This is a genomic window from Hyphomonas jannaschiana VP2 (assembly GCF_000685215.1).
GTDB classification, from domain to species: domain Bacteria; phylum Pseudomonadota; class Alphaproteobacteria; order Caulobacterales; family Hyphomonadaceae; genus Hyphomonas; species Hyphomonas jannaschiana.
In genome coordinates this window covers 355,384-381,846 of the sequence record NZ_ARYJ01000001.1, presented here as the reverse complement: position 1 = coordinate 381,846, position 26,463 = coordinate 355,384, and the positions used below count along the sequence as shown (strand labels likewise).

General features: G+C 63.4%; 20 protein-coding genes. 9 read left to right on the top strand and 11 right to left on the bottom strand.

Annotated elements, in window-relative coordinates:
- Positions 1 to 13: 13 nt before the first annotated feature.
- The 3 genes from HJA_RS01855 (at position 14) to msrA (ending at position 7,861) form a co-directional block, all read left to right on the top strand.
- Positions 14 to 4,990 (top strand): alpha-2-macroglobulin family protein, encoded by a 4,977-nt coding sequence (locus HJA_RS01855; protein ID WP_035577431.1) that lies wholly within the window; start codon positions 14 to 16, stop codon positions 4,988 to 4,990.
- 4 nt (positions 4,991 to 4,994) lie between these two features.
- Positions 4,995 to 7,055, top strand: a complete 2,061-nt coding sequence (pbpC, locus tag HJA_RS01850) for a penicillin-binding protein 1C (protein WP_035577429.1) — start codon at positions 4,995 to 4,997, stop codon at positions 7,053 to 7,055.
- 155 nt (positions 7,056 to 7,210) lie between these two features.
- Positions 7,211 to 7,861, top strand: a complete 651-nt coding sequence (gene msrA / locus HJA_RS01845; protein WP_035577427.1) for a peptide-methionine (S)-S-oxide reductase MsrA — start codon at positions 7,211 to 7,213, stop codon at positions 7,859 to 7,861.
- On the opposite strand, the gene HJA_RS01840 is transcribed toward msrA, so the two are convergent.
- A complete protein-coding gene (locus HJA_RS01840; RefSeq protein WP_051597245.1) occupies positions 7,855 to 9,585 on the bottom strand; it encodes an ArnT family glycosyltransferase in 1,731 nt (576 codons plus the stop codon). The genes msrA and HJA_RS01840 overlap by 7 nt on opposite strands.
- Before the next feature lie 265 nt (positions 9,586 to 9,850).
- Between HJA_RS01840 and HJA_RS01835 the strand changes: the two genes are divergently transcribed.
- The 3 genes from HJA_RS01835 to aguB all read left to right on the top strand — a co-directional run bounded on the left by HJA_RS01835 (position 9,851) and on the right by aguB (position 14,933).
- Positions 9,851 to 12,997, top strand: coding sequence for a TonB-dependent receptor (locus HJA_RS01835; RefSeq protein ID WP_035577423.1), 3,147 nt, complete (start codon positions 9,851 to 9,853; stop codon positions 12,995 to 12,997).
- Positions 12,998 to 13,090: 93 nt separating this feature from the next.
- Positions 13,091 to 14,074: an agmatine deiminase family protein gene (locus tag HJA_RS01830; RefSeq protein WP_035577976.1), complete on the top strand. Its 984-nt coding sequence runs from the start codon at positions 13,091 to 13,093 to the stop codon at positions 14,072 to 14,074.
- Positions 14,075 to 14,090: 16 nt separating this feature from the next.
- Positions 14,091 to 14,933 carry an N-carbamoylputrescine amidase gene (gene aguB / locus HJA_RS01825; protein WP_035577421.1) on the top strand — a complete coding sequence of 281 codons (843 nt, stop codon included), beginning with the start codon at positions 14,091 to 14,093 and terminating at the stop codon, positions 14,931 to 14,933.
- A 9-nt stretch (positions 14,934 to 14,942) separates the two neighbouring features.
- Here the strand turns inward: aguB and HJA_RS17740 are convergent, their stop codons facing one another.
- Entirely contained in the window at positions 14,943 to 15,500 is a 558-nt protein-coding gene (locus HJA_RS17740; RefSeq protein WP_051597244.1) for an EF-hand domain-containing protein, read from the bottom strand.
- Between the two features lie 193 nt (positions 15,501 to 15,693).
- Here HJA_RS17740 and HJA_RS01810 point away from each other — a divergent pair, with 193 nt between their 5' ends.
- Positions 15,694 to 18,150: a sensor histidine kinase gene (locus HJA_RS01810; protein ID WP_035577419.1), complete on the top strand. Its 2,457-nt coding sequence runs from the start codon at positions 15,694 to 15,696 to the stop codon at positions 18,148 to 18,150.
- Between the two features lie 20 nt (positions 18,151 to 18,170).
- Here HJA_RS01810 and HJA_RS01805 read toward each other — a convergent pair whose 3' ends face one another.
- The 3 genes from HJA_RS01805 to HJA_RS01795 all read right to left on the bottom strand — a co-directional run bounded on the left by HJA_RS01805 (position 18,171) and on the right by HJA_RS01795 (position 20,354).
- Positions 18,171 to 18,470, bottom strand: a complete 300-nt coding sequence (locus HJA_RS01805) for a hypothetical protein (protein WP_035577417.1) — start codon at positions 18,468 to 18,470, stop codon at positions 18,171 to 18,173.
- A gap of 62 nt (positions 18,471 to 18,532) precedes the next feature.
- On the bottom strand, positions 18,533 to 19,348 hold the full coding sequence (locus tag HJA_RS01800; protein ID WP_035577414.1) for a class I SAM-dependent methyltransferase: 816 nt from the start codon (positions 19,346 to 19,348) through the stop codon (positions 18,533 to 18,535).
- Positions 19,349 to 19,382: 34 nt separating this feature from the next.
- Entirely contained in the window at positions 19,383 to 20,354 is a 972-nt protein-coding gene (locus HJA_RS01795) for an oxidoreductase (protein ID WP_035577412.1), read from the bottom strand.
- 178 nt (positions 20,355 to 20,532) lie between these two features.
- Between HJA_RS01795 and HJA_RS01790 the strand changes: the two genes are divergently transcribed.
- On the top strand, positions 20,533 to 21,129 hold the full coding sequence (locus HJA_RS01790; RefSeq protein ID WP_035577410.1) for a tetratricopeptide repeat protein: 597 nt from the start codon (positions 20,533 to 20,535) through the stop codon (positions 21,127 to 21,129).
- Positions 21,130 to 21,148: 19 nt separating this feature from the next.
- Here the strand turns inward: HJA_RS01790 and HJA_RS17735 are convergent, their stop codons facing one another.
- Complete coding sequence (locus HJA_RS17735) at positions 21,149 to 21,658, bottom strand: bactofilin family protein (protein WP_051597243.1); 510 nt, start codon at positions 21,656 to 21,658, stop codon at positions 21,149 to 21,151.
- A gap of 165 nt (positions 21,659 to 21,823) precedes the next feature.
- Between HJA_RS17735 and HJA_RS01780 the strand changes: the two genes are divergently transcribed.
- Entirely contained in the window at positions 21,824 to 22,507 is a 684-nt protein-coding gene (locus HJA_RS01780; RefSeq protein ID WP_155839829.1) for a glycoside hydrolase family 25 protein, read from the top strand.
- On the opposite strand, the gene HJA_RS17730 is transcribed toward HJA_RS01780, so the two are convergent.
- Genes HJA_RS17730 through HJA_RS01755 form a run of 5 tightly spaced genes read right to left on the bottom strand, consistent with a single transcriptional unit; the run spans position 22,504 to position 26,426 of the window.
- Positions 22,504 to 23,382 carry a Rossmann-fold NAD(P)-binding domain-containing protein gene (locus HJA_RS17730; RefSeq protein ID WP_051597241.1) on the bottom strand — a complete coding sequence of 293 codons (879 nt, stop codon included), beginning with the start codon at positions 23,380 to 23,382 and terminating at the stop codon, positions 22,504 to 22,506. The two genes, HJA_RS01780 and HJA_RS17730, sit on opposite strands and share 4 nt — an antisense overlap.
- Positions 23,383 to 23,423: 41 nt before the next feature.
- Positions 23,424 to 24,443 carry a ketol-acid reductoisomerase gene (ilvC, locus tag HJA_RS01770; RefSeq protein WP_035577408.1) on the bottom strand — a complete coding sequence of 340 codons (1,020 nt, stop codon included), beginning with the start codon at positions 24,441 to 24,443 and terminating at the stop codon, positions 23,424 to 23,426.
- A gap of 50 nt (positions 24,444 to 24,493) precedes the next feature.
- Positions 24,494 to 25,153 (bottom strand): hypothetical protein, encoded by a 660-nt coding sequence (locus HJA_RS01765; protein ID WP_155839828.1) that lies wholly within the window; start codon positions 25,151 to 25,153, stop codon positions 24,494 to 24,496.
- Positions 25,150 to 25,731 (bottom strand): acetolactate synthase small subunit, encoded by a 582-nt coding sequence (gene ilvN / locus HJA_RS01760; protein ID WP_035577403.1) that lies wholly within the window; start codon positions 25,729 to 25,731, stop codon positions 25,150 to 25,152. The genes HJA_RS01765 and ilvN overlap by 4 nt, the downstream gene beginning before the upstream one ends.
- Positions 25,728 to 26,426, bottom strand: coding sequence for a hypothetical protein (locus HJA_RS01755; RefSeq protein ID WP_035577400.1), 699 nt, complete (start codon positions 26,424 to 26,426; stop codon positions 25,728 to 25,730). The genes ilvN and HJA_RS01755 overlap by 4 nt, the downstream gene beginning before the upstream one ends.
- Positions 26,427 to 26,463 lie beyond the last annotated feature (37 nt).

The following is a 26,463-nucleotide window of genomic DNA, read 5'->3' as shown; positions in this document are numbered from 1 at the left end:
TAGGAGAGGCTCCATGACGCACTTCATCCCGGGCAAGGGGGAATACGGTAAGGCAATGCTGATGGCGTTGCTGCTGAGTGTTCTCGCTGCATGCGGGGGAGGTGGCGGCTCGGACCGCTCCGGTTCCGGTGCAGGTGAAGAAGGCACCGTCGTGCAGCTGTCGCCCGCCGACAGCGTGGCGGCCCGGCAGAGAGAGAAGCGGCGCCAGGCCGCAATCGATGCCCGCGAGCAGGAATTCACCTATTTCCGCTACCGCATCGATACGAGCGAAGACGAGCCGCTGGCCTGTTTCGTCTTCTCCGCGGCGCTGGACCCGGAAGCAGATTACTCTCCCTATGTTGAATTCCGCCCGGCCTTCAAACCGGCGCTGAGCGTTGAGGGCCGTGAGCTGTGCGTTGGCGGCTTGTCCTTCGGAACGGAGCGGACGGCGACTCTGTTGTCAGGCCTGCCGTCCGCCGATGGGCGGACCCTGAAAAACCAGGAAGAGGTGCCGATCGATTTCGCTGACCGGCCGCCTTATGTCGGCTTCAAGGGCACGGGCGTGATCCTGCCGCGCGAGAATGCCGACGGCCTGCCGATCGAGACGGTGAATGTCGACAAGATCGAAGTGACGGTGTCCCGCATCAATGACCGGGCGCTGGCCTTCAAGCGGATCAGCGAAGGCACGACGACGGCACAGGGCCGCTCTTCCTGGACCTGGGGCGAGGACGATCCGGACGATGTGAAGGAAGAATTGTTCAAGGGCACGGTGGATGTCGCGCGCGAACAGAACGCGCCGGTCATCACCGTCTTCCCGCTGGAAGCGACCATCGGTACGCTGGAGCCGGGCGCCTATTTCGTGACCGTCAAGGATGCCGGCGACATCGGCGAGGCAGCTGGTCCGCCAGCCTCGACCAGCCGCTGGATCATGCTGACCGACCTTGCCATTACAGCCTATGAAGGCGGCAACGGGATCGATGTGACACTGCGGTCCCTGAAGGATGGCCGCCCGATCTCGGATACGACGGTCCAGCTGATCGCCCGCAACAATGACATTCTGGCCGAAAGCCGGTCTGACCAGCAGGGACGCGTCGTGTTCCCGGCAGAGCTGACCAATGGCCAGGGCACTATGGCGCCAAAACTGATCCTGGCGCTTACCGCCAAGGGCGAACTGGCCGCGCTGGACCTGACCCGCGCGCCGGTGGACCTGTCGGAAGAGGATATTGGCGGGCGCCGCATGCCCGGCCTGGTCGATGCCTATCTGTATACGGACCGCGGTATTTACCGCCCGGGCGAGACGGTGAAGCTGACCGGCATGCTGCGGGACTCTACGGGCAAGGCTGTAACCGACCGTGACGGGAGCCTGGTGCTTTACCGCCCGAATGGCCTGGTGTCTGAGAAGATCCGTTTCACCGGATCAGACGCGGCCGCCGTGCTGCACAATTTCGAACTGCCCAAAGGCGCCTCGCGCGGGGAATGGCGCGTCGAAGCCCAGATGGACGGCTTGTCCGGTGCGTCCGGTTCTGTGCGCTTCTCGGTCGAGGATTTTGTGCCGCAGCGTATCGCCGTGGACCTTGCCACTGATGATGAGACGCCGGTGAAGCTGGGCGGGACGCGCGATGTCGAAGTGTCGTCGCGCTTCCTCTATGGCGCACCCGGCGCGGGCCTGACCGTCAAGGCGGAAGCCCGTGTTGAACGTCAGCCCAATCCGTTCCCGGCCTTTGAAGGGTTCAGCTATGGACGCCACGATTCCAGCTTCCAGGAACGCATTCTCGAATTTGACGATGTGACGACGGATGGCGCGGGCAATGCCGTGATCCGCCTGTCGCCCGGCAATGCCGGCAGCAATGCCGGTGTGCCACTGCGCCTGAACACGGTCGTCTCCGTGCTGGAGCCGGGCGGACGGGCCGTTTCTGAAAGTGTGCGTGTGCCTTACCGGCCGGAGAGCCTGTATCTCGGCCTCAAGCCCGGTTTCGACTATTCGGTCGAGCAGGGCGGGGATGCGACCTATCAGGTCGTCGCCGTCGATGCCGATGGCAATGCCGTCGCTCAGGACCTGACATGGAAAGTGCTGGCCATAGACTGGCATTATGACTGGTACAATGATGGCGACCGCTGGCGCTGGCGCCGTTCGCGCACGGTGACCAAGGTGAATGAGGGCGTGCTGACCACGCCGGAAGGCGGCACGGGAGAGATCACGGTTTCCGGCCTCGACTGGGGCAGCCATGAACTGGTGATCGAGGGCACGGGCGCCGCGTCCGGCACGTCGGCCAGCGACAATTTCTATGTCGGCTGGGGCGGGTATGTCTCCGAGGACGGTGTCGAGGCACCGGACCGTGTGAAAGTCACCGGCCCGGCCAAGGCACCGGCTTCCGGCCAGACCGCCGAGATCACCATCGTTCCGCCCTATGACGGGCAGGCGCAAGTCGTCGTCGCGACCGACAAGGTGCTTTCTGTACAGAACATATCCGTCACCGAAGGTGGCACGCAGGTGACCCTGCCGGTGAATGATGAATGGGGCGACGGCGCCTATGTCATGGTCTCGGTCTACACCGAACGTGACCCTGTGCTGCGCGCGAAGCCTCGCCGCGCCGTCGGTGTCACCTACATTCCGCTCAATATGGAGGCGCGCACCTTCGACATGGCGATCGATGCGCCGTCTGTCGCGCGTCCGCGCGGGGAGCAGGTGATCGAGGTCGACATTGGCGATGGCCCGCGTGAGCCGGTCTATCTGACGCTGGCCGCGGTGGATGAAGGCATCTTGCGTCTCACCAAGTTCAAGAGCCCGGATCCGGTGTCGTATTATTACGGCAAGAAGGCCCTCGGCGTGGAACTCTACGACGATTACGGCCGTCTGCTGGATCCGAACATGGGCCTGCCTGCGGAAGTGCGCACCGGCGGTGACCAGCTGGGCGGGGAAGGCCTCTCCGTTGTGCCGGTAAAATCCGTGGCGTTGTTCTCGGGCCTCGTCGATGTCGGCCGGTCCGGCAAGGCGAAGGTCCGCTTCGATGTGCCGGAGTTCAATGGCGAGCTGCGCCTGATGGCGGTGGCCTGGTCGAAGACCGGGGTCGGCTCGGCTGTCTCCACCATGACGGTACGCGACGAAGCCCCGGCAGACCTGATCATGCCGCGCTTCCTGGCGCCGGGCGACGAAGCCGTCCTCACGGCCAGTGTCGACAATGTCGAACTGGCCGACGGTGAGTTCTCGGCCCTCGTGGACGCGACCAAAGGCCTTGCGATTGCTGATGGCAAGCTGACCCGTACGCTGAAGACCGGTGAGCGCATGGACCTGCCGGTCCGTGTCGAGGCTGAGGATGAGGGCATCTCCACCGTCCGTCTGGATGTTGAAGGCCCCGGCAAATATGCCGTGGACCGGACCTATCAGATCCAGACCCGATCGCCTTACCTGCCGGTGACGCGCGTGTCCTCGAAACTGATGCAGCCGGGCGATTCCTTCTCTGTCGATCCGAGCCTGTTGACGGACCTCGTCCAGGGATCGGGCTTCGTGTCGGTCGGTTTCTCCTCCATCCCGGTCGATGCGGCGACGCTCTATGCTTCGCTGGACCGCTATCCCTATGGCTGCACCGAGCAGACGACGAGCCGTGCGTTGCCGCTGCTCTATTCGGAACAGCTGGTTGCCATGGGCGCGAAGGATGCCAATGACGATCCGAAGACGAAGGTCCAGGTGGCGGTCAACACACTGCTGAACCGTCAGGGTGCGGACGGGGCGTTCGGCCTCTGGCGTGAAGGCGATGGCTATGCCTCACCCTGGCTCGGCGCCTATGCGACGGACTTCATCTACCGCGCAAAGGAAGCCGGCTATGCCGTGCCGGACGAGGCGATGGACCGCGCCTATGGGGCCCTGCGCCAGATCGCAACCGGCGATGCCTGGCGGGTCTATGGCTATGACACCGACGTCTATGAGAGCCGCTATTCGAACGACACGGTCGAGCAGATGATGAAACGCTCCTCGGCCTATGCGCTCTATGTGCTGGCCAAGGCGGGCAAGGCGGACATCTCCCGCCTGCGCTACCTGCATGACCGCGAGCTGAAGTCGATCGACAGCCCGCTGGCACGCGCCCATATCGGTGCTGCGCTGGCGCAGCTGGGCGACAAGGCCCGTGCCAATTCGGCCTTCAAGGCCGCCGAAGACGCGCTCGGCTACAACAATACCGGCGACTATTACCAGACGCCGCTGCGCGACCTGGCCGGTGTGCTGGCTCTTGCAGCGGAGGCCGGGCAGACCGGCACGCTGGAACGCCTGTCCGAAAAGCTCGGCAATGAGACGCCGGACCCAAGCCGCCTGACCACGCAGGAGAAATCCTTCCTCCTGCAGGCGGTGAACGATCTGGGCGCTGGCGAGGAAGGCTTCCGTCTCGATGTGGAAGGGCTTGGCCGTGGCAACAATAATGACCGCCAATATGCCCTGACCGAGGACCAGGCCCGCGAAGGCGTGACCTTCACCCTCGGCGGCAAGGCGCCGATGTTCCGTACCGTGCTGGTGACCGGCGCGCCGGCAAGCGCGCCGCCATCGGCAGCTTCGAAGATGAAGGTCGACAAGGCGTTCTATACGCTGACCGGCGGCCGGGTGGATCTTGCCCGGGTAAACCAGGGTGACCAACTAGTCGTGAAGCTGACCGTCTCGCCGGAAGAGCGCCGCCTGAACCCGGTGATCGTGGCAGACCTGCTGCCGGCCGGTTTCGAGATCGAGACGGTACTGCGCCCGGCCGATGGCCGTCAGGAATACGGGCCCGATGGCGCCTTCGCCTATCTGGGAGAGCTGGCCAATGTCCAGACCGCCCAGGCGCAGGATGACCGCTATGTCGCCGCCGTCGATGTCTATTCGAACTCGGTGACCATGGCCTATGTGGTCCGCGCGGTGACACCGGGTGACTTCGCCATTCCGGGCGTCGTCGCCGAGGACATGTACCGCCCGGCCGTGTTCGCCCGTTCGAAGGCCGGCCGCGTCACTATCGCCCCGGCCCAGAGCGGGGCCGAAGGAGGCAAGTAAGCCCATGTTGACAGCGCGCCGGATCTTCCTCGGCATCTTTGCGCTGTTCCTCGCGGTGGCCATTGCGGACAGGCTGTTCCCTCCGCCGCTGGAAAGGGCGGGGGGATTGTCCGCCCTCGTCACGGACCGGGACGGCAAGCCGCTCAGGGCCTTTGCGACACCAGACGGGCGATGGCGCTTCGCCGGAGACCTCGACCGGATCGATCCGGAGTTCATCGACGCCCTCATCCGCGTGGAAGACAAGCGCTTCTACGAACACCGGGGCACCGACTGGATGGGGCTCAGCCGCGCCGCCGTGGACTCGCTGTTCGCCGGCCGCATCGTGTCCGGCGGCTCGACCCTGACCATGCAGACCGCGCGCATGCTGGAACCGCGCGACCGCAATATCGGCTCCAAACTGATCGAGATCGCCCGTGCCTGGCAGCTGGAACGGCGTCTCACCAAGGACGAGATCCTGTCGCTTTACCTGTCGCTGACGCCCTATGGCGGTAACCTTGAAGGCGTGCGGGCCGCCAGCTGGAGCTATTTCGGGCATGAGGCCGACAAGCTGTCCAAGGACGAGACCGCGCTGTTGATCGCGCTGCCGCAATCACCGGAGGCGCGGCGGCCGGACCGGCACCCGGAAGCAGCCGAGCGTGCGCGCAACTGGGTGGCGGAGAAGCTGAACCGGTATGATGTGTACACGGCCGGCGATGTGGAGGATGTCGCCACCCTGTCCGTGCCCGGACGGCGGCGGGATTTCCCGGACCGGGCCTGGCATGGCACGGCCAAGGCGCTGGCCGAGGGCCCGCGTGAAGATGTCCGCTCGACGCTCGATGCCGGCCTGCAGGCAGAGGTCGAGCGGATCGCGCTGACACGCGCCGAAGCCGAAGGCGAGGACGTGCAGGTTTCCGTTCTGGTCGTGCACGTGCCGACGCGGGCGGTGCGGGCTGTGGCCGGTTCGGCCTCACGTGACCGGCCGGGCGGCTGGCTGGACCTGACGGCGCAGGCACGGTCGCCGGGTTCCACGCTGAAACCTTTCATCTATGCCATGGCCTTCGATGACGGCACCGCTGCGCCGGACACCCGCGTGGCGGACCTGCCGACGCGCTTTGCGTCCTACCAGCCGGAAAACTTTGACCGCATGTTCCGCGGCGATGTCCGCGTGTCGGACGCGTTGCAGCACTCGCTGAACATTCCTGCCGTCGCCATGCTGGACCGGGTCGGCCCGGAGCGTTTTGCCGCGCAGCTCGCCTCGGCCGGGGCGCGCCCGCGCATCTCCGGCGGCGCGGAACACGAGGCGGGCCTTGCCATAGCGCTCGGCGGGGCAGGCCTGACCGCGCGTGAGCTGGCCGTGCTCTATGCCGCACTCGGCGATGACGGCATTGCCAAGCCGCTTGTCTGGCGCGCGGACGAGGAGGCCGCGAACTATGAAGCGACCGGCAAGCGCCTCGTCAGCGGGGAAAGTGCCGGCGAAGTGCTCGACATCCTGCGCAAGGCGCCGACACCGGAAGGCCGCATGCCGGGCTCGCTGACGGCACACGCCCCGCAGATTGCCTTCAAGACAGGCACGTCCTATGGCTTCCGTGATGCCTGGGCGGCAGGCGTCTCCGGACAGCACGCGATTGTCGTCTGGGTCGGACGGGCCGATGGGGCGCCGCGCGCCGGCAAGACCGGTCATGACACGGCCCTGCCGATCCTGTTCGAAGTCGCCGACCGCGTCTCGCAGCACCTTCAGGACGAAGGCGAAGCGACGATGCGGCTGACCAGCGAGAAACGCCGCCTGAAATCCCATGGCGCGATGAAGGTGCTGGAGGAGGCAGGCCCACCGCAGATCCTGTTTCCACCGCAGGCCTCGGAACTCTGGGCCGGGCCGGTGAACGGGCGCACGTCCCGCGGTTTCGTCCTGGCCGGCCGGGGGGATGGACGGCTCAGCTGGTATATCGATGGCCGCCCTTGCGAGACCGATGATGCCGGCGCGCCGGTCTGGAAGCCGGAACGTCCGGGCTTTTACACCGTCACTGCAGTTGATTCTGCAGGACGCACGAGCCGGGTCCGGGTGCGAGTGTTGACCGGGCCTGCCTGAAAACACGGCATTGCCATATTTGCGCCGCCTTCGAACAACACGGGCGCAACACATTCCCGTTAGGACTGTGTTTACGGGGTTACAGACCACCGGTCATTTCCCATATCAGACCGGAAATCGAACAAGGCCCCGATCCAGTAAATCGAGTAAACAAGATGCGTACCCGTTCTCCTCAGTCTGTTGCCCTAGCTGCCGGTCTCGCAGCCATGGCGCTGGGATTCTTCTCCAGCGCCGGCGCACAGGATCAGGTCTCCAGTCCGGACGCCAAACGTCTGTCGACGGCCGTCTTTGCCGGTGGCTGTTTCTGGTGCGTTGAAGCGGATTTTGACAAGGTGGACGGTGTCGTTTCAACCATCTCCGGCTATACCGGCGGCACGGTCGCGAACCCGACCTACAAGCAGGTCTCGCACGAGAAGACGGGCCACTATGAGGCCGTCAAAGTCACCTATGATCCGGATAAGGTCAGCTATGATGCGCTGGTGGATTATTATTTCCACCACATTGATCCGACCGATGCGACGGGTCAGTTCTGCGACAAGGGTGAAAGCTACCGCTCGGCGGTGTTCGTGGCCGATGCCGACCAGCGCGAAGTCGCCGAAGCCGAGGTCGACATGATCAACGCCTCCGGCGTGCTCGGTACACCGGTTGTGACGCAGATCCTCGACGCCAGCACGTTCTGGCCTGCCGAGGACTATCACCAGGACTATTACAAGAAGAACCCGCTCAAATACCGCTACTACCGCACGGCCTGTGGCCGCGATGCGCGGGTGAAGAAGGTCTGGGCCGAGGATTCAGCCGGTCACTGACCGTCCGTTTCCGGTTTTGCAGGGCAGGGTGCCGGCGGGAATTCCGTCTGGCCTTCGAACTGCGCCTCCCAGTCCGCATCATGGACCTGAGGCTTGAAGCCGGACGCCACATACAGAACGAACGTCCGCGACAGCGGGCAGCCATTGCTGCGCTTGCCGAGCGGCACGGAGATCTCGCCGGCCGGTTCAAATGTCTCGAACTCACTGCGAAGCATCGGCCGCATGCCGGGATGGATTGAAGCGATCAGGACACGCTGGTCCAGCGGCGGGGCGAGCGGCTGGGTTTCCGAGAAGCTCTTCGGTACGCCATAGCGGCGCCAGGAGAGCAGGGGGATGGAGCGGTCGCGGCCATAATAGTCGAGCCCGTGCCAGGCCTCGCGCTCATCCACCAGCACAGCCGTTGCGCCGACCGACCTGGCAATGCCGAACACGTCTTTCGCGGCCTGGTCCCAGCCGCGTGTGCGCTTCAGCGCATTGTCGAGGCCGAGCGAGGTGGAGGACTGCAGCGGCAGCAGCGAGATCGCCGCAAAGCTGAGTGCCAGCACGCCGTGCAGGCCAATGCTGAACCAGAGCAGGCCCGACGGGCGGTACCTTACCAGGCCGGCGAAAAGCAGGAGGCCTCCACCGACAATAAGGCCGAGAATGAGCCGGACCCAGACGCCGAGGTCCGGCACGAACTGCAGCGCCACAAAGGTCAGCCCGGCCACGATGAACCAGAGCTTCCGATTGGCCCGCGCGCGGATCAGCCACGCAGCAACCAGCACGCTTGCAGCCGGGTAGGCGGTTGCGGCCCAGTTCGCATTGGCACGCGACAGCACGGCCTGGCCGAGAATGATGACGAGCACCGGCAGGATGAAGCAGAGCAGCCAGCGGTCCCGGCCCATGATGCCTTCGTCCTGCGAGCGGACGGCGAACAGGCCGAAGACCAGGGCCAGGAAACTGACCGGTCCGAACACGCCAAGCTGGTCGACCAGAAAGGTCAGCGCGTTTTCCGGATTGATCAGGTCGCCTCCGAGATTGGCATTGTCCACCGTATGGCTGACGGTCTCGAAATCATGCGCTGCGTTCCAGGCCATGTGCGGTGCGAAGACCAGTGCGGCCAGGCCCAGCATAAGCAGGCCATGCCCTGAGATCAGCGCGCGGCGGCTGTCCCGGTCGATCAGCAGTGTCAGCACAATGCCGATCAGGAAATAGATCATCGCATATTTCGACAGGAGGCCCGCCCCGATGGCGAGGCCGAGGCCGGCGGCGCTCACCCAGCTGCCTTTCCCGGCGCGCAGGCGCCAGAAGCAGAACAGGGCCGCGCACCAGAAGGGCATCAGCACGCCATCGGTCGAGATGACGGCAGAGGACAGCACCACCGCCGGCATCAGCGCATAGCCGAGCGCAGCCAGCATGCCGGTTCGGCCACCATACATGTCGCGGCCGAGATGGAACAGGAAAATGGCCCCGGCCGTATGCAGGAAGGGGGCAGGCAGGCGCACAGCCCATTCCGCGTTACCGAACACGGATGTGACCGCATGGATCAGCCAGGCGATCATCGGCGGCTTTGAATAATAGCCCCAGTCGAGCGTCTCGCCCCAGCGCCAGTACTGGGCTTCGTCGGCATAAAGGTTCAGCGGGGACACGGCCAGGAGCAGGACACGCAGGGCCAGCAGAATCAAAAGGGCCAGATAGGTGATGCGGCGCCAGTCCGTCGTCGATTCGCCGGGGGATTCCATCATTTGCCTCGGGCCTTTTCGGTACTGGTCCGGTTTATGCGATGGGATGCCGACATAATATACCCTGAAACGCACGTTTCACGGCGAGTTCTTTCTAACCACCGTGTCATTTTTGCATCGCAGCACGGGCTTCGACACAAATCCGAACATCATGTGTCGAACCTTCAAGATCTTGTCACTAATCTGTCATGTGGGGGCGTTAAGCGCTCTCAAAACCGGAAGGCGTGCAAGGGCGCTGACCGGGTGCTCTCTCGGACAGGGGAAAATCATGATCAACTGGAATACATTCGCACGCGGTGCCGCCGTTTCGGCTATCGCGATCACGGCGGCTGGCGTTGCATCGGCACAGGTTACGACCTCGTCGATCCGCGGTACCATCGTCGATGAAACCGGTGCTGCCGTTTCCGGCGCCACCGTCACCATCCTCCACGAACCGACCGGCTCGGTCGCCGTGGCAACCACCAGCGCCACCGGCCAGTTCTCAGCTCAGAACCTGCGCGTCGGCGGCCCTTACAGCGTTACCATCACTGGTGAAGGCTTCGTGCCGGCCCGCGCCGACAACGTCTACGCCAACCTCGGTGAAGCCACGAGCCTGAACCTGGCCGTTACGACGTCCAGCGACGACACGGCCCGCATGGAAACGGTTGTCATCACCGGTTCCGCTCTGCAGGTTGCCCAGGTTGCGACCGGCCCGTCCTCGACCTTCAATATCGCGACGCTGGAAAATGCTCCGGCCATGAACCGCGACATCAAGGACATCGTCCGTCTCGACCCGCGCGTCTATGTCGACGAAGCCTTCAACGACTCGATCAACTGTGCCGGTGCCAACCCGCGCTACAACTCGCTGACCGTCGACGGCGTCCGCCTGAACGACAATTTCGGCCTGAACTCCAACGGTTACCCGACCGAGCGTATCCCGTTCTCCTACGACGCCATCGAGCAGGTGTCGGTTGAGCTGGCACCGTTCGACGTGAACTACGGCTCGTTCACCGCCTGTAACATCAACGCTGTTACGAAAACCGGTTCGAACGAATTCCACGGCGGCCTGTTCTTCGACTACACCGACGACTCGCTGACCGGCGACGAAACCGATGGCATCAAACGTGACCTCGGCTCCTTCGAAGAGAAGCGTTACGGCATCAATGTCGGCGGCCCGATCATCAAGGACAAACTGTTCTTCTTCGCTGCTTACGAAAAATTCGAAGGCGCAAACATCTTCGGTTACACGCCGAACGATGTCGGCCTGTCGGATGCCCTGTACCAGAGCATCATCGACACGGCTGTGAACCAGTATGGCTACACCGCCGGCGGTCTGCCGACCTCTCTGGCTGTCGAAGACGAGAAGTTCTTCGGTAAGCTCGACTGGAACATCAACGACGACCACCGTGCTGAATTTACCTACACCTACAATGATGGTGCCAACTACTCGCCGTCCGACTCCGGCTCGACCCGTCTTCCCGACGGTAACCACTACTATGAGCGCGGTGCCAAGCTTGAGAACTACACTGGCACGCTTTATTCGGACTGGACGCCGAACCTCAGCACCGAGGTGCGTGCGTCTTACGTTAAGCTCGACAACCGTCAGATCCCTGTCTGGGGAACCGACAACTGGGGTGAAGTCCAGATCCGCGTTCCGCAGGATCTTGGTTCGGGTACAACGACGATCTACCTCGGCGCCGACGACAGCCGTCAAGCTAACAAGCTGAACTACGAGCTTTGGAACTACAAGGCGGCTGCAAACTACTCGATGGGCGACCATCTCTTTACGGCCGGCGTTGAGCGCGAAGAGTTCTCCGTGTTCAACCTGTTCGTTCAGCAGGCCATCGGTGAGTGGCGCTTCAACAGCCCGGCTGATTTCGCCAACGGCGACATCAACTACTTCCAGTACACGAACGCTGCCGGCACCAACGACGTGAACGATGCGGCGGCTGATTTCGGATACGAAATCAATACGTTCTACATTCAGGACAAGTGGCAGGTCACCGACAAGCTCGATGTGACGGCGGGTCTTCGCTATGACTTCTACACGTCCAGCGACAAGCCGCGTTACAACGCCGACTTCGAAGCGACCTACGGTATCCGTAACGACGAGAACATGGATGGTCGCGACCTGCTGCAGCCGCGGTTTGGTTTCAACTATGAGTATGCTGACAATCTCAGCTTCCATGGTGGCTTCGGTCTGTTCTCCGGTGGTAATCCGAACGTCTGGATTTCGAACAACTATTCGAACAATGGCGTGACGCTGAACGATTACTACGCTCCGTCGGGCACCAACCTTGCCGACTACACCTACTCCGACACCGGACGGCCGTTCTTCGATGTGCCGGACGAGGCCATCGACTACATCGCTAACGCGACGGGCCGTGGTGGTGTGAACGCCCTCGACCCGAACTTCGAAATCCCGTCGGAATGGAAGTTCGCGTTCGGTGCCGTGGCTGATGTTGACACCAATATGCCGATCCTCGGCAATGACCTGCGCGTCATGGCTGACATCCTGTACTCGAAAACGAACGAAGCTGCTGCTGTGGTTCCGCTCAGCTATGTTCAGTCCGGCACGGCGCCGGATGGTCGTCCGCTTTACGGCGGCTCCACCAGCGACTTCCTGCTGACCAATGCAGACGAGAAGGGCAGCGCCCTGGTGCTCTCGCTCGGCTTGTCTCAGGCATATGACAACGGCATCGACTGGGCTCTCGGCTACGCTTACACGGACGCCAAAGACGCCAACCCGATGACGTCGTCGGTCGCCTTCTCGAACTTCGCGAACTATGCGACCTACGATCCGGTGAGCCCGAGCCTCGGTACGTCGGACTATGAAGTGGCTCACCGCTTCACGCTGCAGTTCAACTACGCGAAAGAGTACATCAAGGACCTGGAGACCCGCGTCTCCCTGTTCGGCACGGCCAACGAAGGTGCTCCGTACAGCTACACCCTGGGCTACGGCAGCACGATCGAAGGTCCGTTCCGCAACAGCCGTCAGCTGGCCTACATCCCGACTGGTATTGCTGACCCGCTCATCGCGGCAAGCTCCGATCCGGATGCCGTCGCTGCTCTCGTGAACTTCATCGAGAACAATGACGACCTGCGTAACGCTCGCGGCAGCATCTTCACCCGCAACGATGCAGCGGATGACTGGTGGACGAAGTTCGACCTGAAGCTGACCCAGGAACTGCCGGGTCTGCGCGCTCAGGACCGCACGGAAGCCTGGGTCACCATCGAGAACGTCGGCAACCTGCTGAACTCCGACTGGGGCATCCTGCGTGAGCATGGCTTCCCGGGTGACGCTGAGCTGTACAATGCGAACATTGTGAACGGCCAGTACGAGATCACCAGCTTCAACGGCGATGCCGACCAGGACTCCATCGTGGTCAGCCCGTCGCTGTGGCAGGTCCACTTCGGTATCAAGTACAAGTTCTAAGCCTTACGGCCTGAACTGAATTGAAATCGGGAAGGGCGGCTCCATGCGGGGCCGCCCTTTTCCTTTGGTGAGACCTGTGGCATGGCGCGCGCGATGAGCGACAACAAACCCTTCCTTCCGCCCGAATGGGCTCCGCAGGCTGCCCTCTGGTGCGGCTGGCCGCATCTTGCCGATGAATGGGGCGGCCGTCTCGAAGGGCCGCGTGTGCAGATTGCCGGATTCATCCGGGCCGCTTCGGCGCATGTTCCGGTCCGGGTGGCTGCCGGGTCTGCCGAGGCGCTGGCCTCTGCCACGGCGGCTGTCGGCGATGTGGCGAAAATCGTGGACATCCCCGCCGGGGACATCTGGCTGCGTGACACCGGCCCGATCGTGACGGGGCAGGGCGACGCGCGCGAGGCCCAGGCTTTCCGCTTCAATGGCTGGGGCGGCAAATACCTCATGCCGGGCGACACAGAGACCGCCGGCGCCATCGCGGCGCACGAAACGCTGCCGGCCAGTTTCCATCCCATCGTGCTTGAAGGCGGTGCTATCGATGCCGATGGCAAGGGCCGGCTGCTGACCACGCGCCAGTGCCTGCTTAACCCGAACCGCAATCCGGACCTGACGGCGGACGAGATCGAGGCCCGCATCTGCGCGGCGCTGGGTATCGACGAAATGATCTGGCTGGGCGATGGTCTCCTGAACGACCACACCGACGGCCATGTCGACAATATTGCCCGCTTTATCGGGCCCGGCCATGCGCTGTGCCAGATGCCGTCCGGCGCGGACGACCCGAACAAGGATGTGCTGCTGGAAATCGAAGCCACACTGCGTGAGGCCGGGCTCGATGTGACGACCATCCCGTCGCCTGGCCTGATACCAGGGGAAGAGGGCGAGCCAATCCCGGCGAGCCACATGAACTTCACCATCACCAATGGCGCCGTTCTGGTGCCTGTCTATGAAGACCATTACAGTCTCGTGGCGCTTGCGGAGATGCGTGTCCTGTTCCCGGGCCGGAAGATCATCGGCCTGCCAGCCGGACATATCCTGGGTGGGGGCGGAAGCTTCCACTGCATGACCCGCGAAATTCCCGCCTGATCCGGAGGATCCCAAGATGAGCCGAACTCTCACCGTCGCCAGCATCCAGTTCACGCCGAGCGATGACATGCAGGCAAACATCGACCGCGTGGCAGGTTTCATCCGCGAAGCCGCCGGGCAGGGGGCTGACGTCGTGCTGCCGCCAGAACTTTTCTGCGGCTATTATTTCTGCAAGACGCAGGAAGAGCATCACTTCGCCCGCGCGCTGCCTTGGCACGATCATCCGGCGGTGATGCAGCTCGGAGAACTCGCCGCCGAACTTGGTGTCGTGATCCCGGTCTCGATCTATGAGAAGGACGGCCCGCACTATTACAATTCGCTGGTCATGATCGATGCCGATGGCACCCCGCTGGGCGTCTACCGCAAGAGCCATATTCCGGACGGTCCCGGCTATCAGGAAAAATACTATTTTCGGCCGGGCGATACGGGTTTCCGCACCTGGCAGACCATGAAGGGCAATATCGGTGTCGGCGTTTGCTGGGACCAGTGGTTCCCCGAAGCGGCGCGGGCCATGGCCCTGATGGGCGCCGATGTGCTGCTCTATCCTACCGCGATCGGGGCAGAGCCGCATGATGCCAGCCTCGACACGGCCGCCCGCTGGCGCCGCGTGATGCAGGGCCATGCGGTGGCGAATGTCATGCCGGTGGTCGCTGCCAATCGTGTGGGCGATGAGGAAGGTCAGGTCTTCTATGGCACCAGCTTCATTACCGACCATGTCGGCGAAGTCGTTACCGATTTCGGACGCAGTGAAGAAGGCGTGCTGGTCGCCAGCTTCGATCTTGATGTCATCGACCGCGATCGGGCCGCATGGGGTTTCTTCCGCGACCGGCGGACAGACCTCTACGACATACTCGTCTGATCGGAGGCCTCAGCTTCCGCCCGGCGTGCCGCGGGGGGCCCGCTGTCCGGTGTCGAAAGGCGAACGCTCATCCCGCTCCGGCCTGGGTTTCGGCGCCTTCAGAGAGGCGATCACGATCACGTCGCTGGTTTCCTCGGCATAGTGATCCGCAAGCTCTGCGATCACGGCTTCGAATTCTTCCGGGCTGACCCGGCGGTCGAGGTTCGGGTCAAAGCGGACCGGATTGGCGAGGGAATCGTCCCGTGTCGGCAGGCTCTCAGCCCAGTTGATCTGCTCGAATGCTGTCAGATAGCCGTCGCCATTCGTATCGGCGTTCCGGAAAGCGGCTTTGGTGCCGGCCTCCAGCTCTGCGCGCGTGATTTCCCCGTCCCCATTGGTGTCGAAACTGAGGAACAGGCCGCCGCCAGCGACCAGCCTTTCAGGCGTCCCCTTGGGGCGGCGCGCTTCGGGTTTGGTAAATCCCTGACCAGGCAGACGCACGATTTCGTCCTGTGCTTCCTGTGCCGCAGCCGGAACTGCTGCAGCGATCAACAAGGCGCCAGCCAGCGCGATTGGACGTAAAATCATGGGGATCACTCCGCGAACAGGCGAGCAGACTAAGCGAGTGTTGTGTTTTTGCAACATGTGGTTTCAGTAATCTTGCGCCGGTATCGGCCGGGCATTAGCACTCCGTTAACGCGCCCTTAACGCTAGAGGGGCAATTCGTTAACCGTTTCATCGGTCGTTCTCGCGGCTGATTCGGGCTTTTGGATGACGCGGCATGGCACTTTCAGCGGAGCAGGTTCCGATCATTATGGCCGCAGGTGCGGCCGCTCTTGGCCTCGCGGCGCTGCTCTGGGCGTTACGCGTGTCGGACGGTGCGCGGGGGGCTGCCCGTAAATATCGTGACCGGTCTGCTGAGCTGGAAACCACGCTTGCGGCGCACCGGTCCATTCTCGGTGCCCATCCGGGGGTGATTTTGGTCTGGCAGGGCGAGGCGCTGGAAGCCGAGGGTGACGACATCATCCCGCCGGAAATGTATGGGTCCCCGGTCGCGCTGGCTGGCCTGCTGAGCTTTACCGACGATGCCATTTCGCCCGACCCGGCCGTGCGCATTATCGAAGGCCTCGCAGACCTTGAAGCCCGGGACAGTGCCGGACATGACACAACGCTTCGCATCCGCCTGCGCGAACTGCGCGAGAGCGGGCAGGCCTTCTCGTTGACGATTATCGGCCCGTCCGGGCGCTTCCTCGAAGCGGATGGGCGCACGGCCGGCGCCCGCGCCGTGGTCTGGGTCAGCGACGCAACCATCAAGGGGCTGGAAGAAAGCTCCGCACGCGGCAAGCTGGAGGAGGCCCGTCAGGTCATCGCGCGTGACCCCACCGCTTTCCTCGACATGCTGGGCAAGGCGCCGTTCCCGGCCTGGCGTATGTCGGGCATGGGCAAGCTGCAATGGGTGAACCCGGCCTATATCGAGGCCGTCGACGGCACGAACCTGGATCGTGTGCTGGACCGCCAGCTGATGCTGGATCAGGCCACCGCCGATCAGGCCCGCAAGACGATCAGCGAAGGCATCGACATCGACGAGACCCGCCACATCACCATCAATGGGGCGCGCAGGGCGATGCGTATCCTGACCTTCCCGCTGTCGGGTGGGGCAGGGGCGATGGCGCTGGACGTCACCGCGCAGGAAGATGCGCGTGAGGAACTGAACCGCCACGTCCGCGCGCATGACGAGACGCTGAACCATGTGGCCGATGCCGTTGCCATTTTCGGTGCCGATCGCAAGCTGACCTTCTACAACAAGGCGTTCCGCGACATGTGGGATCTCGATGAGAGCTTCCTGCTGGACCGTCCCGGCCATGGCCAGCTGCTGGACCGGCTGCGCGAGCGCCGCAAGCTGCCGGCGCGGGCGAACTATGCCGAATGGCGCGCGGAAGAGCTTTCCTACTATCTCGACATTGACGGGGTGAAGGAAGACACTTGGTCGCTGCCGGATGAGCGGACCCTGTCTGTGACCCGCCAGCGCCACCCGATGGGCGGCCTTCTGCTTTTGTTCAAGGACATTACGGGCGAACTGGAACTGCAGACCCAGTTCAATGCCATTGTAAAAACGCAGAGTTCCACGCTCGATAATCTCCACGAGGCGGTTGCCGTGTTTGGCGGCGACGGACGCATGAAGCTGCACAATTACGCTTTCGAACGCCTGTGGAGCCTCAGCGGAGAGATGCTGAAGGACCAGCCTGACTATGATGACGTGGTGGAGGAGTGCATCCCGCTGTTCCATGACACGGAAATCTGGGCGGCGATGAAGAGCCACATCACGGACCCGTCCGCCAAGGCGCGCCAGTCGACGACGGGCGAAATGCGCCGTTCCGATGGGTCGATCCTGACCTATCTCACCCATCCGTTGCCGGACGGAAACACACTGATCGCCTTTGCTGATGTGACGGCGACGCGGCGGGTCGAGTCGGCCCTGCGCGAACGCGCCGAAGCCTTCGAAGCGGCAGACCGCCTGAAGACGGAATTCGTGCGTAACGTGTCCTACCAGCTGCGTTCGCCGCTGACGGTGATCTTCGGCTATGCCGAACTTCTGGAAACCCAGCGCAATGGCGACCTGACGGAACGCCAGAAAGACTATGTCAGCGCGATCCTGTCTGCCTCGGATCACTTGTCCAAGCTGATCGAGAACATTCTCGACCTCGCCATGATCGAGGCCGGGCGTATGGATCTCGACCTCGAAGATGTCGACCTTGCCAGCGTGATCGAGGAAAGCATCGAGATGGTCGTCTCGAAGGCCGAGGATACGCAGATCACGGTGCGGTCGGATATTTCGGGCAAGCTGGGCCTGATCCGCGCGGACGAACGCCGCATCCGTCAGATCCTGTTCAATCTGGTGTCAAACTCGCTTCGCTTTACCGATTCCGGCGGCGAGATCGTCATTTCGGCTCAGCGCATGGGCGACATGGTGACGTTTTCCGTACGCGACAATGGCCGCGGCCTTGAGGCCGACAAGCGCGCGACCAGCTTCGACAGTTTCGTCTCAGGCGATCAGCGCGGCGCTGGCCTCGGCCTTGCCCTCGTGAAGCACTTTGTCGACCTGCACGGCGGCACGGTCGGCATGAAACCGGTCGATGGCGGCGGGCTGGAAGTCACCTGCTGGCTGCCGGCACAAGCGATGCGTGCCGTAAGCGCACAGCGCGAATTGCTTCTTTCGGAGAATGTCGTTCCGTCCTGAGACGGACCGCAAGGCGCCGTCTAGTGCGCCTCGACGATACGCTCGGGATCCTGGCCGCGGGTCTCCGCCACGACACGGGCCGGAACCTCAGGCGCCACGTCATAGCGCAGGATGGCCGGCTTGGAGACCAGAAGGTCCGAACCGTCCTTGTCCGTCACCACAACCGTTTCCATGACAGCCGGGGCGTCCTCGGCAGTTTCGGTTTTCGGCAGGAAATCAGCTTCCAGACGGCCGCGCAGGCCGCTGTCTTCTGCAGCAAGAACGGGTAGGGCAACGCTCGCGGCGGCGAGGCTGATGGCGATAAAGCGGATGGCGGACATGGCACAACTCCCGGGCAAGACCAAACTCGCCCGGAAATATGCATGTTCTGTGCCAGATACGCCTATTTGGCGAATTTCAGGAGGAAGCGATCCGTCTTGCGCCGGACGGACGGGTCGAACACCTGCACGGTGCCGTCATCGTCCGGATTGGCGAGGATGCCGCTCTCATCGACAAGCGTCAGGCCATGATCTTCGGCCAGCGCGACGATGATGGCCTTGTCGATACGGTGCGTGTCTCCGCCCGTTGTGGGGGGCGATCCAGCCGGGGCCATGTGGTCCAGCACCACCAGATGGCCGCCCGGCTTCAGTACACGGGCAATCTCGTCAAAGGTCATGTCCGGGTCGCCGAGCACGCCTTCCGGCTCTCCCTGCGGCGTATACCAGAGCTCGTGCGGGCCGAGGAACCAGGTCACGATGTCTGCATCCGCATCCGGCACATTGCTGAGATTGTCGAAGGCGCTTTCCACGATCTGGACATTCAGCAGCCGCCCGTCGACCCGTTTCGAGACGGAATCGCCGAGGAAGTTTTTGAACGATGGCGGGTTCTGCATGTAGACCTTGCCATCCGGCCCGGCGACGCGTGACAGGAGCTCGGTATAGAAACCGTCACCGGCTTCCATTTCGACAATCGTCATGCCTGGCATGACACCGGCAAAGGACAGGACTTCGGCGGACTTGCGCACCGGGTAGAGTTCATAGTCCTGTTCCGGCCGGTCATCCTGGCGGAATACGCTCTCATAATCGAAGCCGCCCGGTGCCACTTTGGGAGCAGGGGCTTCCGGCATGGCGGCAGGCGCTTCCGGTGCAGGGCTTTCGGCCGGTGTGGCGCAGGCGGCGAGCAGGGCCCCTGCCAGGCTGAGTAGTGCGATCTGTTTCATCTTCCTGTTCTCCTCAGGGTGATCCGTCCCCGGATCAGGCGTTTGCCAGCATTTTCTCACTCATTTCCCACAGGCGTTCTGCGCGTTCATCGTCGCAGGCCCAGGGGCGGACATGTTCCCAGCGCTCACTGGTCTCGGTGGCCAGTTGTGCAATGTCGCAATCTTCGCAATAGACGCCGCCGCGGCCTTCAAGCTGAGGCGAGGTGGCCGCCCAGACTGTGGTCGAGGCGCCCTGTTCCGGTGTCTTGAACCGTTCCAGCACCATGGGCGGGATGGACCCGTCCGGTGCTTTCCAGCCAAGCGCGACCATTTCTTCTTCCGGCAGGTGGCGTTGCAGCGGGGTGAAGATGCCGCCGGGATGGACCGAGAAAGCGCGGATGCCGATGTCGCGCCCGCGCCGGTCGACGCCAAGGGCAAACAGCGCATCGGCGGTCTTGGCCTGTCCGTATGCCTCCCATTTGTCATAGGCGCGTTCATTGTAGTTCGGGTCGTCCCAGATAATGTCCGAGCGGGCATGGCCGATGGAGGAGAGGGCGACGAGGCGCGCATTCTCCGTGCGCTGCATGGCGGGGGCGAGGGCGAGGCTCATCGCCATGTGGCCGAGATGGTTGATGCCGAACTGGCTTTCCCAGCCGGGGCCGACCCGGGCGAGCGGGCAGGCCATGATGCCGGCATTGTTGATCAGGATGTCGAGGCCGCGCCCGGTTTCGTCATATTCGCGGGTGAATTTCTCGACACTGGCAAGGTCTGCCAGGTCCATCGCCGCGATCTCAATATCGCCGGGGACATCGGCCAGCGCAGCTTCGGCCGTGTCGAGCCGCCGGGCCGGGACCGTCACGCGGGCGCCAGCCGAGGCCAATGCCCGGACGGTTTCCAGTCCGATGCCGGAATAGCCCCCGGTGACCACGGCGTTCTTTCCGGAAAGGTCGATCCCTTCGATCACTTCGGCAGCTGTCGATTTGTCGTGAAATCCCGATCCGATCGGGGCCTGGTCCTGTGCGGCCATACGGAAATCTCCCTTTTCTCCGATCGCGCTTTTTTTTGTCGGGGAATACTGCCCTGCGGCAGGAGGGGCAGCAAGGGCAATCGCAGGTTAAGAAAGCTTAAGCCGGTAAAGTCTTGGTGACCCCATGGCCCGGTCCCTATATCAGAGCCGGAACAATGACTTAGGAAGGGCAGACCCCATGCTACGCTCCCCTCTGATTGCCGCCGCACTGACCTGTTGCGCCATCGCCCTGCCAGCCGCCGCCCAGTATGGCCGGGTTGAACGCTCCCAGGCCGAGATCGCGCTGGAAAACGCCAAAGAGACTTTCGCCGAACAACGTGCCGCCCGTCAGGAAGCGAACACCGCCTGCGCCGCCCGCGACTATGATGCCTGCGTGACTGCGGGCGATTCCTATCGCAAGGGCACTGGCGGCACGCAGGATTATGGACTTGCCATCAAGGCGTATGACCGGGCCTGCAAGGGCGATAATGGCAAGGGCTGTGCCTCACTGGCCTATATGACCATGCTGGGCCGCGGGATGGACGCCGATCCGGTGAAGGCGCGCGGCCTCTACAAAGAATCCTGCGATCTTGGTGAAGTCAGCGGCTGTGCCGGTTATGGCAACATGCTGTTCACCGGAACGGGGGGCGCCAAGAATGTGCCGGAAGGCACGCGCGTCCTGCAGGACGCCTGCAATCGCGATTATGAATGGGCCTGCACCCGGCTGGACGAGCTGGGCGCTTATGATCCGGATTCCGTTGCGTTCGAACGCCTGAAAGACATGCGCGGCGGCTGATCCGCAGCCGCGCTTTGCCTTAGCGGCGATCCGTCACCGGGCCGGGAGACAGGAAAGAGGCTGGCGGTGTTATGGGCGATGCTGGCTGTGACCGCGTGACAGGCGGCTCCACAGGGCGCCCTGCTGGGACCGGGTCGGCTTTTGGGGCCTGAACAGGATCCGGCGGCCCGAGACGGTCCGGCAGATCCGCAGCGATCAGCAGATTGGCTGTCAGCATGGCGCCTTCATCGACACGGATGGACCGCGCGGCGACGTCTCCGCCGACCGTTGCGCCCGACCAGATTTCGATCGACTGGGTCGCCAGAACCGTGCCTACCAGCTCACCATGCACGACGATGAGCGGGGCTTCGATACGGCCTTCGACACGGCCGCCGCGTTCGACGATCAGCATGCTTTCGCAGTGGATGTTGCCTTTGATCACGCCTGCAACGACCAGTTGGGCCCCGAACCGCAGGTCGCCCTCAAGTGTGGTGCCCTTCAGGATCAGGTTTGCCGGTTCTCCGCCGCGCATTTTGTCTGCAGGTGCCATGGAGGTCTAAGCCCTTTTCTTGTTCACAAGCGCGTCTATGCAGGGATTGTGCCCAGACCGCAGAACCTGTTGATTTCAGGGGAAAATTGGTGTGCGTGGGCCTTCAGTCGGGGAATTGCCCCGATCTGGCCACCGGCATGCCGCGGGGGCGCCGGAGAGAGGGGATTGGATCAGCCTATGCGCTTCATCTGCCTGACCGCCGCCTTTCTCCTGACCGTGACTGCCTGCTCGGAGCGCGCCGCGCCTGTTGCGGAGATAGCGCAGAACGGACCGTTCACCCCCGGCAATGAGGGCATCGACCTTTCCCACCACAATGGCCGGGTGAACTGGGACGCGCTCAGCAGCGCGCCGCTCGATTTCGTCTATCTGAAAGCCACCGAAGGGCGCGACTGGAAGGACACACGGTTTCAGGAAAACTGGCTGGCGGCGAGCGAGCGTGGCTGGCATGTCGGGGCCTATCATTTCTACCTGCTCTGCCGGAATGGCGCAGCACAGGCGGAGAATTTCATCCAGTCAGTCGAAGTGCGCGAAGGCACGCTGCCCCCGGCAGTCGACCTGGAATACGCCCATAATTGCCCGCCGGACGGATCCAAAGAGGCCGTCCGGGCAGAAATCAGGACGTTTCTGGATGCGCTGGAAGCCGAATATGGCGCGCCGCCCGTGCTCTACACGACACCGGATTTCCATCGCGACTGGCTGGCCGGACACTTTCCCGGTCATCCGGTCTGGATGCGCAGCCTGTCCGGCCCGCCGGACGGGGAGGTGCTGATCTGGCAGTATTCGATGAAAGGTCAGGTGCCCGGGGTCGACGGGTTTGTGGATCTCAACCGCGTGCCCGGCACGCCTTAAATATCGAGGTCGAGCGCGAGACGTGTCAGGCCTTCCTCCGGCATGACCTGCGGGCGCAGCGCTGCCGGAATGTCCGCCGGGTTCACCGCGGCCTTGTCGAGGTCAATCCGCGCCAGCTGTGCCGGGCTGAGTGGCAGTTTTACCCCAAGCCCGGTCAGCAGGGACACGACTGCCCGAACCGGCCCCAGCGGCACCGGCAGGTCGATGCCGCCGCGCCCGGTCGCCCGGCGCGCTGTCGCGATCAGCTCCCGGTGAGACAGGATCTGCGGCCCGCCGACAGCGAGGAGGCCGGCCGCGTTCCATTCGCCCGTGACCAGCGCGGCCGCCAGGCGGGCAAGGTCTTCAAAATGGATCGGCTGCTGGCTCGCCTCACCGGAACCGAGGCGTGGAAACACCGGCAAGCGCGCCAGCATCCGCAACAGGCGCGACAGGTTTCCGTCCCCCGGGTATCCATAGATCATGGTCGGCCGCAGGACCGCCCAGCCGGATGCATTCTCCAGAACGTCCGCTTCAGCCGCGCGGAGCCGGTCATAGACGGGGTCTTCGCCGACGATCGCGACATTGTTCGAGGAAAAGACGACCCCGCGCCTCACGCCCCCTGCATGGAAAGCGCGTGCGGCCGGGCCGGAGATCGACAGGATCGGTGTCAGAATGACACTGGACAACTGAGGCGCCAGGGCGCTGATCGCGGTCAGGTCTGTCAGGTCAAGGGGCGCAAGCTCAATACCGGCGGCCTGCATACGGGCGTCGAGATCCACATCGGGATGGCGCCGTGTGCCGACGACTTTCAGGCCGCGTCCGGCAAGGTCCAGCGCGATACATGCCCCCAATGGGCGGTTCACGCCTGCAACAAGAATCGGATCGGTGGAGGTCACGCCCCCGCTCTAACAGCGTTTGAACGGGGGCGCGAGGGGGGTTAGTTCCGGGATTTGTCGACCAGGCGGTCGTTCTGGGCCCAGTGCATCATGCCGCGCAGCTTCTCGCCGACTTCCTCGATCGGGTGGCTGTTCATGCGCTGGCGCATGGCGTTGAAGCCCGGTGCGCCGGCCTGGTTTTCCAGCACCCAGTTGCGGGCGAAGGTGCCGTTCTGGATGTCTTCCAGAACCTTCTTCATGTTCGCCTTGGCGTCCGAGTTCACGACGCGCGGGCCGGAAACGTATTCGCCATACTCGGCCGTGTTGGAGATCGAGTAGTTCATGTTGGCGATGCCGCCTTCATAGATCAGGTCGACGATCAGCTTGGTCTCGTGAAGGCATTCGAAATAGGCCATTTCCGGCGCATAGCCGGCTTCGACCAGGGTTTCGTAGCCAGCCTTGATCAGCTCAACGATACCGCCGCAGAGAACGGCCTGTTCGCCGAAGAGGTCGGTTTCGGTCTCTTCACGGAAGGAGGTTTCGATCACGCCGGCGCGGGTGTTGCCGATGGCTTTCGAGTAGGAGAGGGCGACGTCCCTGGCGGTGCCGGTCGCGTCCTGGTGGATGGCGACGAGGCCCGGCAGGCCGAAGCCCATCTGGTATTGCGCACGCAGCGTGTGACCCGGGCCTTTCGGGGCCGACAGGGACACGTCGACATCGGCGCGCGGGCGGATCAGGTTGTAGTGCACGTTGAAACCGTGGCCGAACATGATGTGCTGGCCGGCGCGCAGGTGCGGCTCGATCTCGTTGGCGTACAGCACAGCCTGCTTTTCGTCCGGGATCAGGATCATGACCACGTCGGCCCACTGGGTGGCTTCAGCGGGGGTGACGACTTCGAGGCCTTCGGCTTCAGCTTTCTTGCGGCTGGCCGAGCCTTCCTGAAGGCCGACTTTGACCTGTTTCACACCGCTGTCGCGCATGTTCAGCACATGGGCGTGACCCTGGCTGCCATAGCCGATCACGGCCACTTTCTTGCTCTGGATGAGGGCGAGATCTGCGTCCTGCTCGTAATAAACTTTCATGGGCTTCCGTTCGGCTCCGTCGGGGGTTGTTCTGGATAGGGATGAGGCGGTCAGGGGGCGTTGCAGTCCCAGCCGTCGCTGACATTGGCGACGCCAATGATCAATTCGTTGAGTTTCGCCACATCGTCGCTCTGGCGGATGTGGCGGGAGAAATTGCGTGTCCCGTTCGCGGTCTGCACACGGCTGACCACGTCGTGGGAATCGAGCAGCAGGACAGACCGGTGCGATCCGTCCGGATTGACCACGACTTCCATCCGCTCGGCATAGCCGGGCAGGTCGGGTGAGGCAGCTTTCAGGAGGCCGATGGAAACCTGCGCGGCCGCGTCGTCCGGCATCAGTGTCTTCAGCTGGCAGACCGGTACATTGCCGGGCTGTTCCATATCGGCCGGCACCGAGCGGGCATTGAGGATCATCGTGCCCTGAACGTCGCTGACGGCGTAGACATAAACCGCTCCGCTGGGGGAGATCGCGGTATCGATCACGCTGACGAGCGGATCGGCGACCTGCCCGAAAATCGCGTCGGCACGGTTTTCGTAGATCGCTGCCCGGTCAACATCGCAGGCCAGCTGTGCCTTGCCGGCCTCGTCGGCCACGGCCAGCGCCACTCCGGCCACGCGCGGCTTGCAGCTTTCCGGCATCGGCGGTTCGGCCAGCGCAGGCGCAGCGAAACAGGCAGCCAGCAGGGGGAGGGCGAAAAGGCGGTGCATCATCCCTTTTCCTTCCCGCGCTTGATTGAGAGTACGCCGGTGCGGCTGACCTCGACCAGGCCAAGCGGCGTCATCAGATCCACGAACTGGCTGATCTTGTCGGAAGCGCCGGTGATCTCGAAGATGAAGCTCTCATTCGTCGTATCGATCACATTGGCGCGGAAAATCTGGGCAATGCGAAGCGCTTCCACGCGCTTCTCGCCACTGCCGGCCACTTTTACGAGGGCAAGTTCACGCTCGATGCCGCGCTTCGATTTTGTGATGTCCACGACTTCGCCAACCGGCACGAGGCGCATCAGGTGCGCTTCAATCTGCTCCAGGATGTGCGGTGTGCCCTGGGTGACAATGGTGATGCGCGACTGGTGGCTGGAGGCATCCACCTCGGCCACGGTCAGGCTGTCGATGTTATAGCCGCGCCCGGAGAACAGGCCGACGACACGGGCAAGCACGCCCGGCTCGTTGTCGACCAGCACGGCCAGCGTGCGGCGCTCGACGGCTTCATCCTCATGGTTGAGGAAGTAGGCGGACTTCGGCCCGTTCTGCGGTCCGTTCGGAGCGGGCGTTCCGGATCCGTCGCTCATTGTACAGTCTCCGGCTGTTCTGGATGGCGGGTTGGGTTGTCGATGGAGACCCCGGGACGCCGAGTCAAGAGTTGCTGCCTGAGGGACTCAGCGCGTCCGATGGCCTGCTTCTGATGGGTACGGGTCTGCCCGTCATAGCGCCCGATCACCTGGTTCAGGCGGCGCGGATCGAGATGGGCCTGCAGTTCGGACACAACGAGGCGCCGGCATTCATCGATGAAGTCCGCGCTGTTGTCGCCGGTCGGGCCGCCTTCACGGGTCAGCGCCTTGATTTCACAATGAACCCAGACCATCGCGTCGAGGATTGGCGGACGCGAGCCGCGATAGGCGCCGTCTTTCTCTGCGCCTTTCCCGTGTTCGTCGAGATTGGGGAAAAACATGCGGCCCCGGTCGATCAGGGAAGTCAGATTGATCAGCGTGGCGGCGCGGGCGGTCTGGAAGGCGCCTTCATTGCCATGCAGGTGCCGGGTGCGCGCCAGCATGGCCGCCCGGGCCAGCGTATCGATGGCCGCATTGCCCCAGTCGAGGCTGGAACTGTCGATGGCCTGGCGCAATTGCTCGGTGCGCAGCTGGCGCTGCTTGCGGGTTTCTGCCCGGCTGGCGAGCGCGCCGATCACGGCCGCGATCGCCGACACCACCGTGACGACTGTGCCGACATTGTCGGCCAGTAGCTGCCAGATGTTGTCAAAGGCCATTACCATCCCCTGAAGCGGCGCCGGTTCCCGGTCTGTC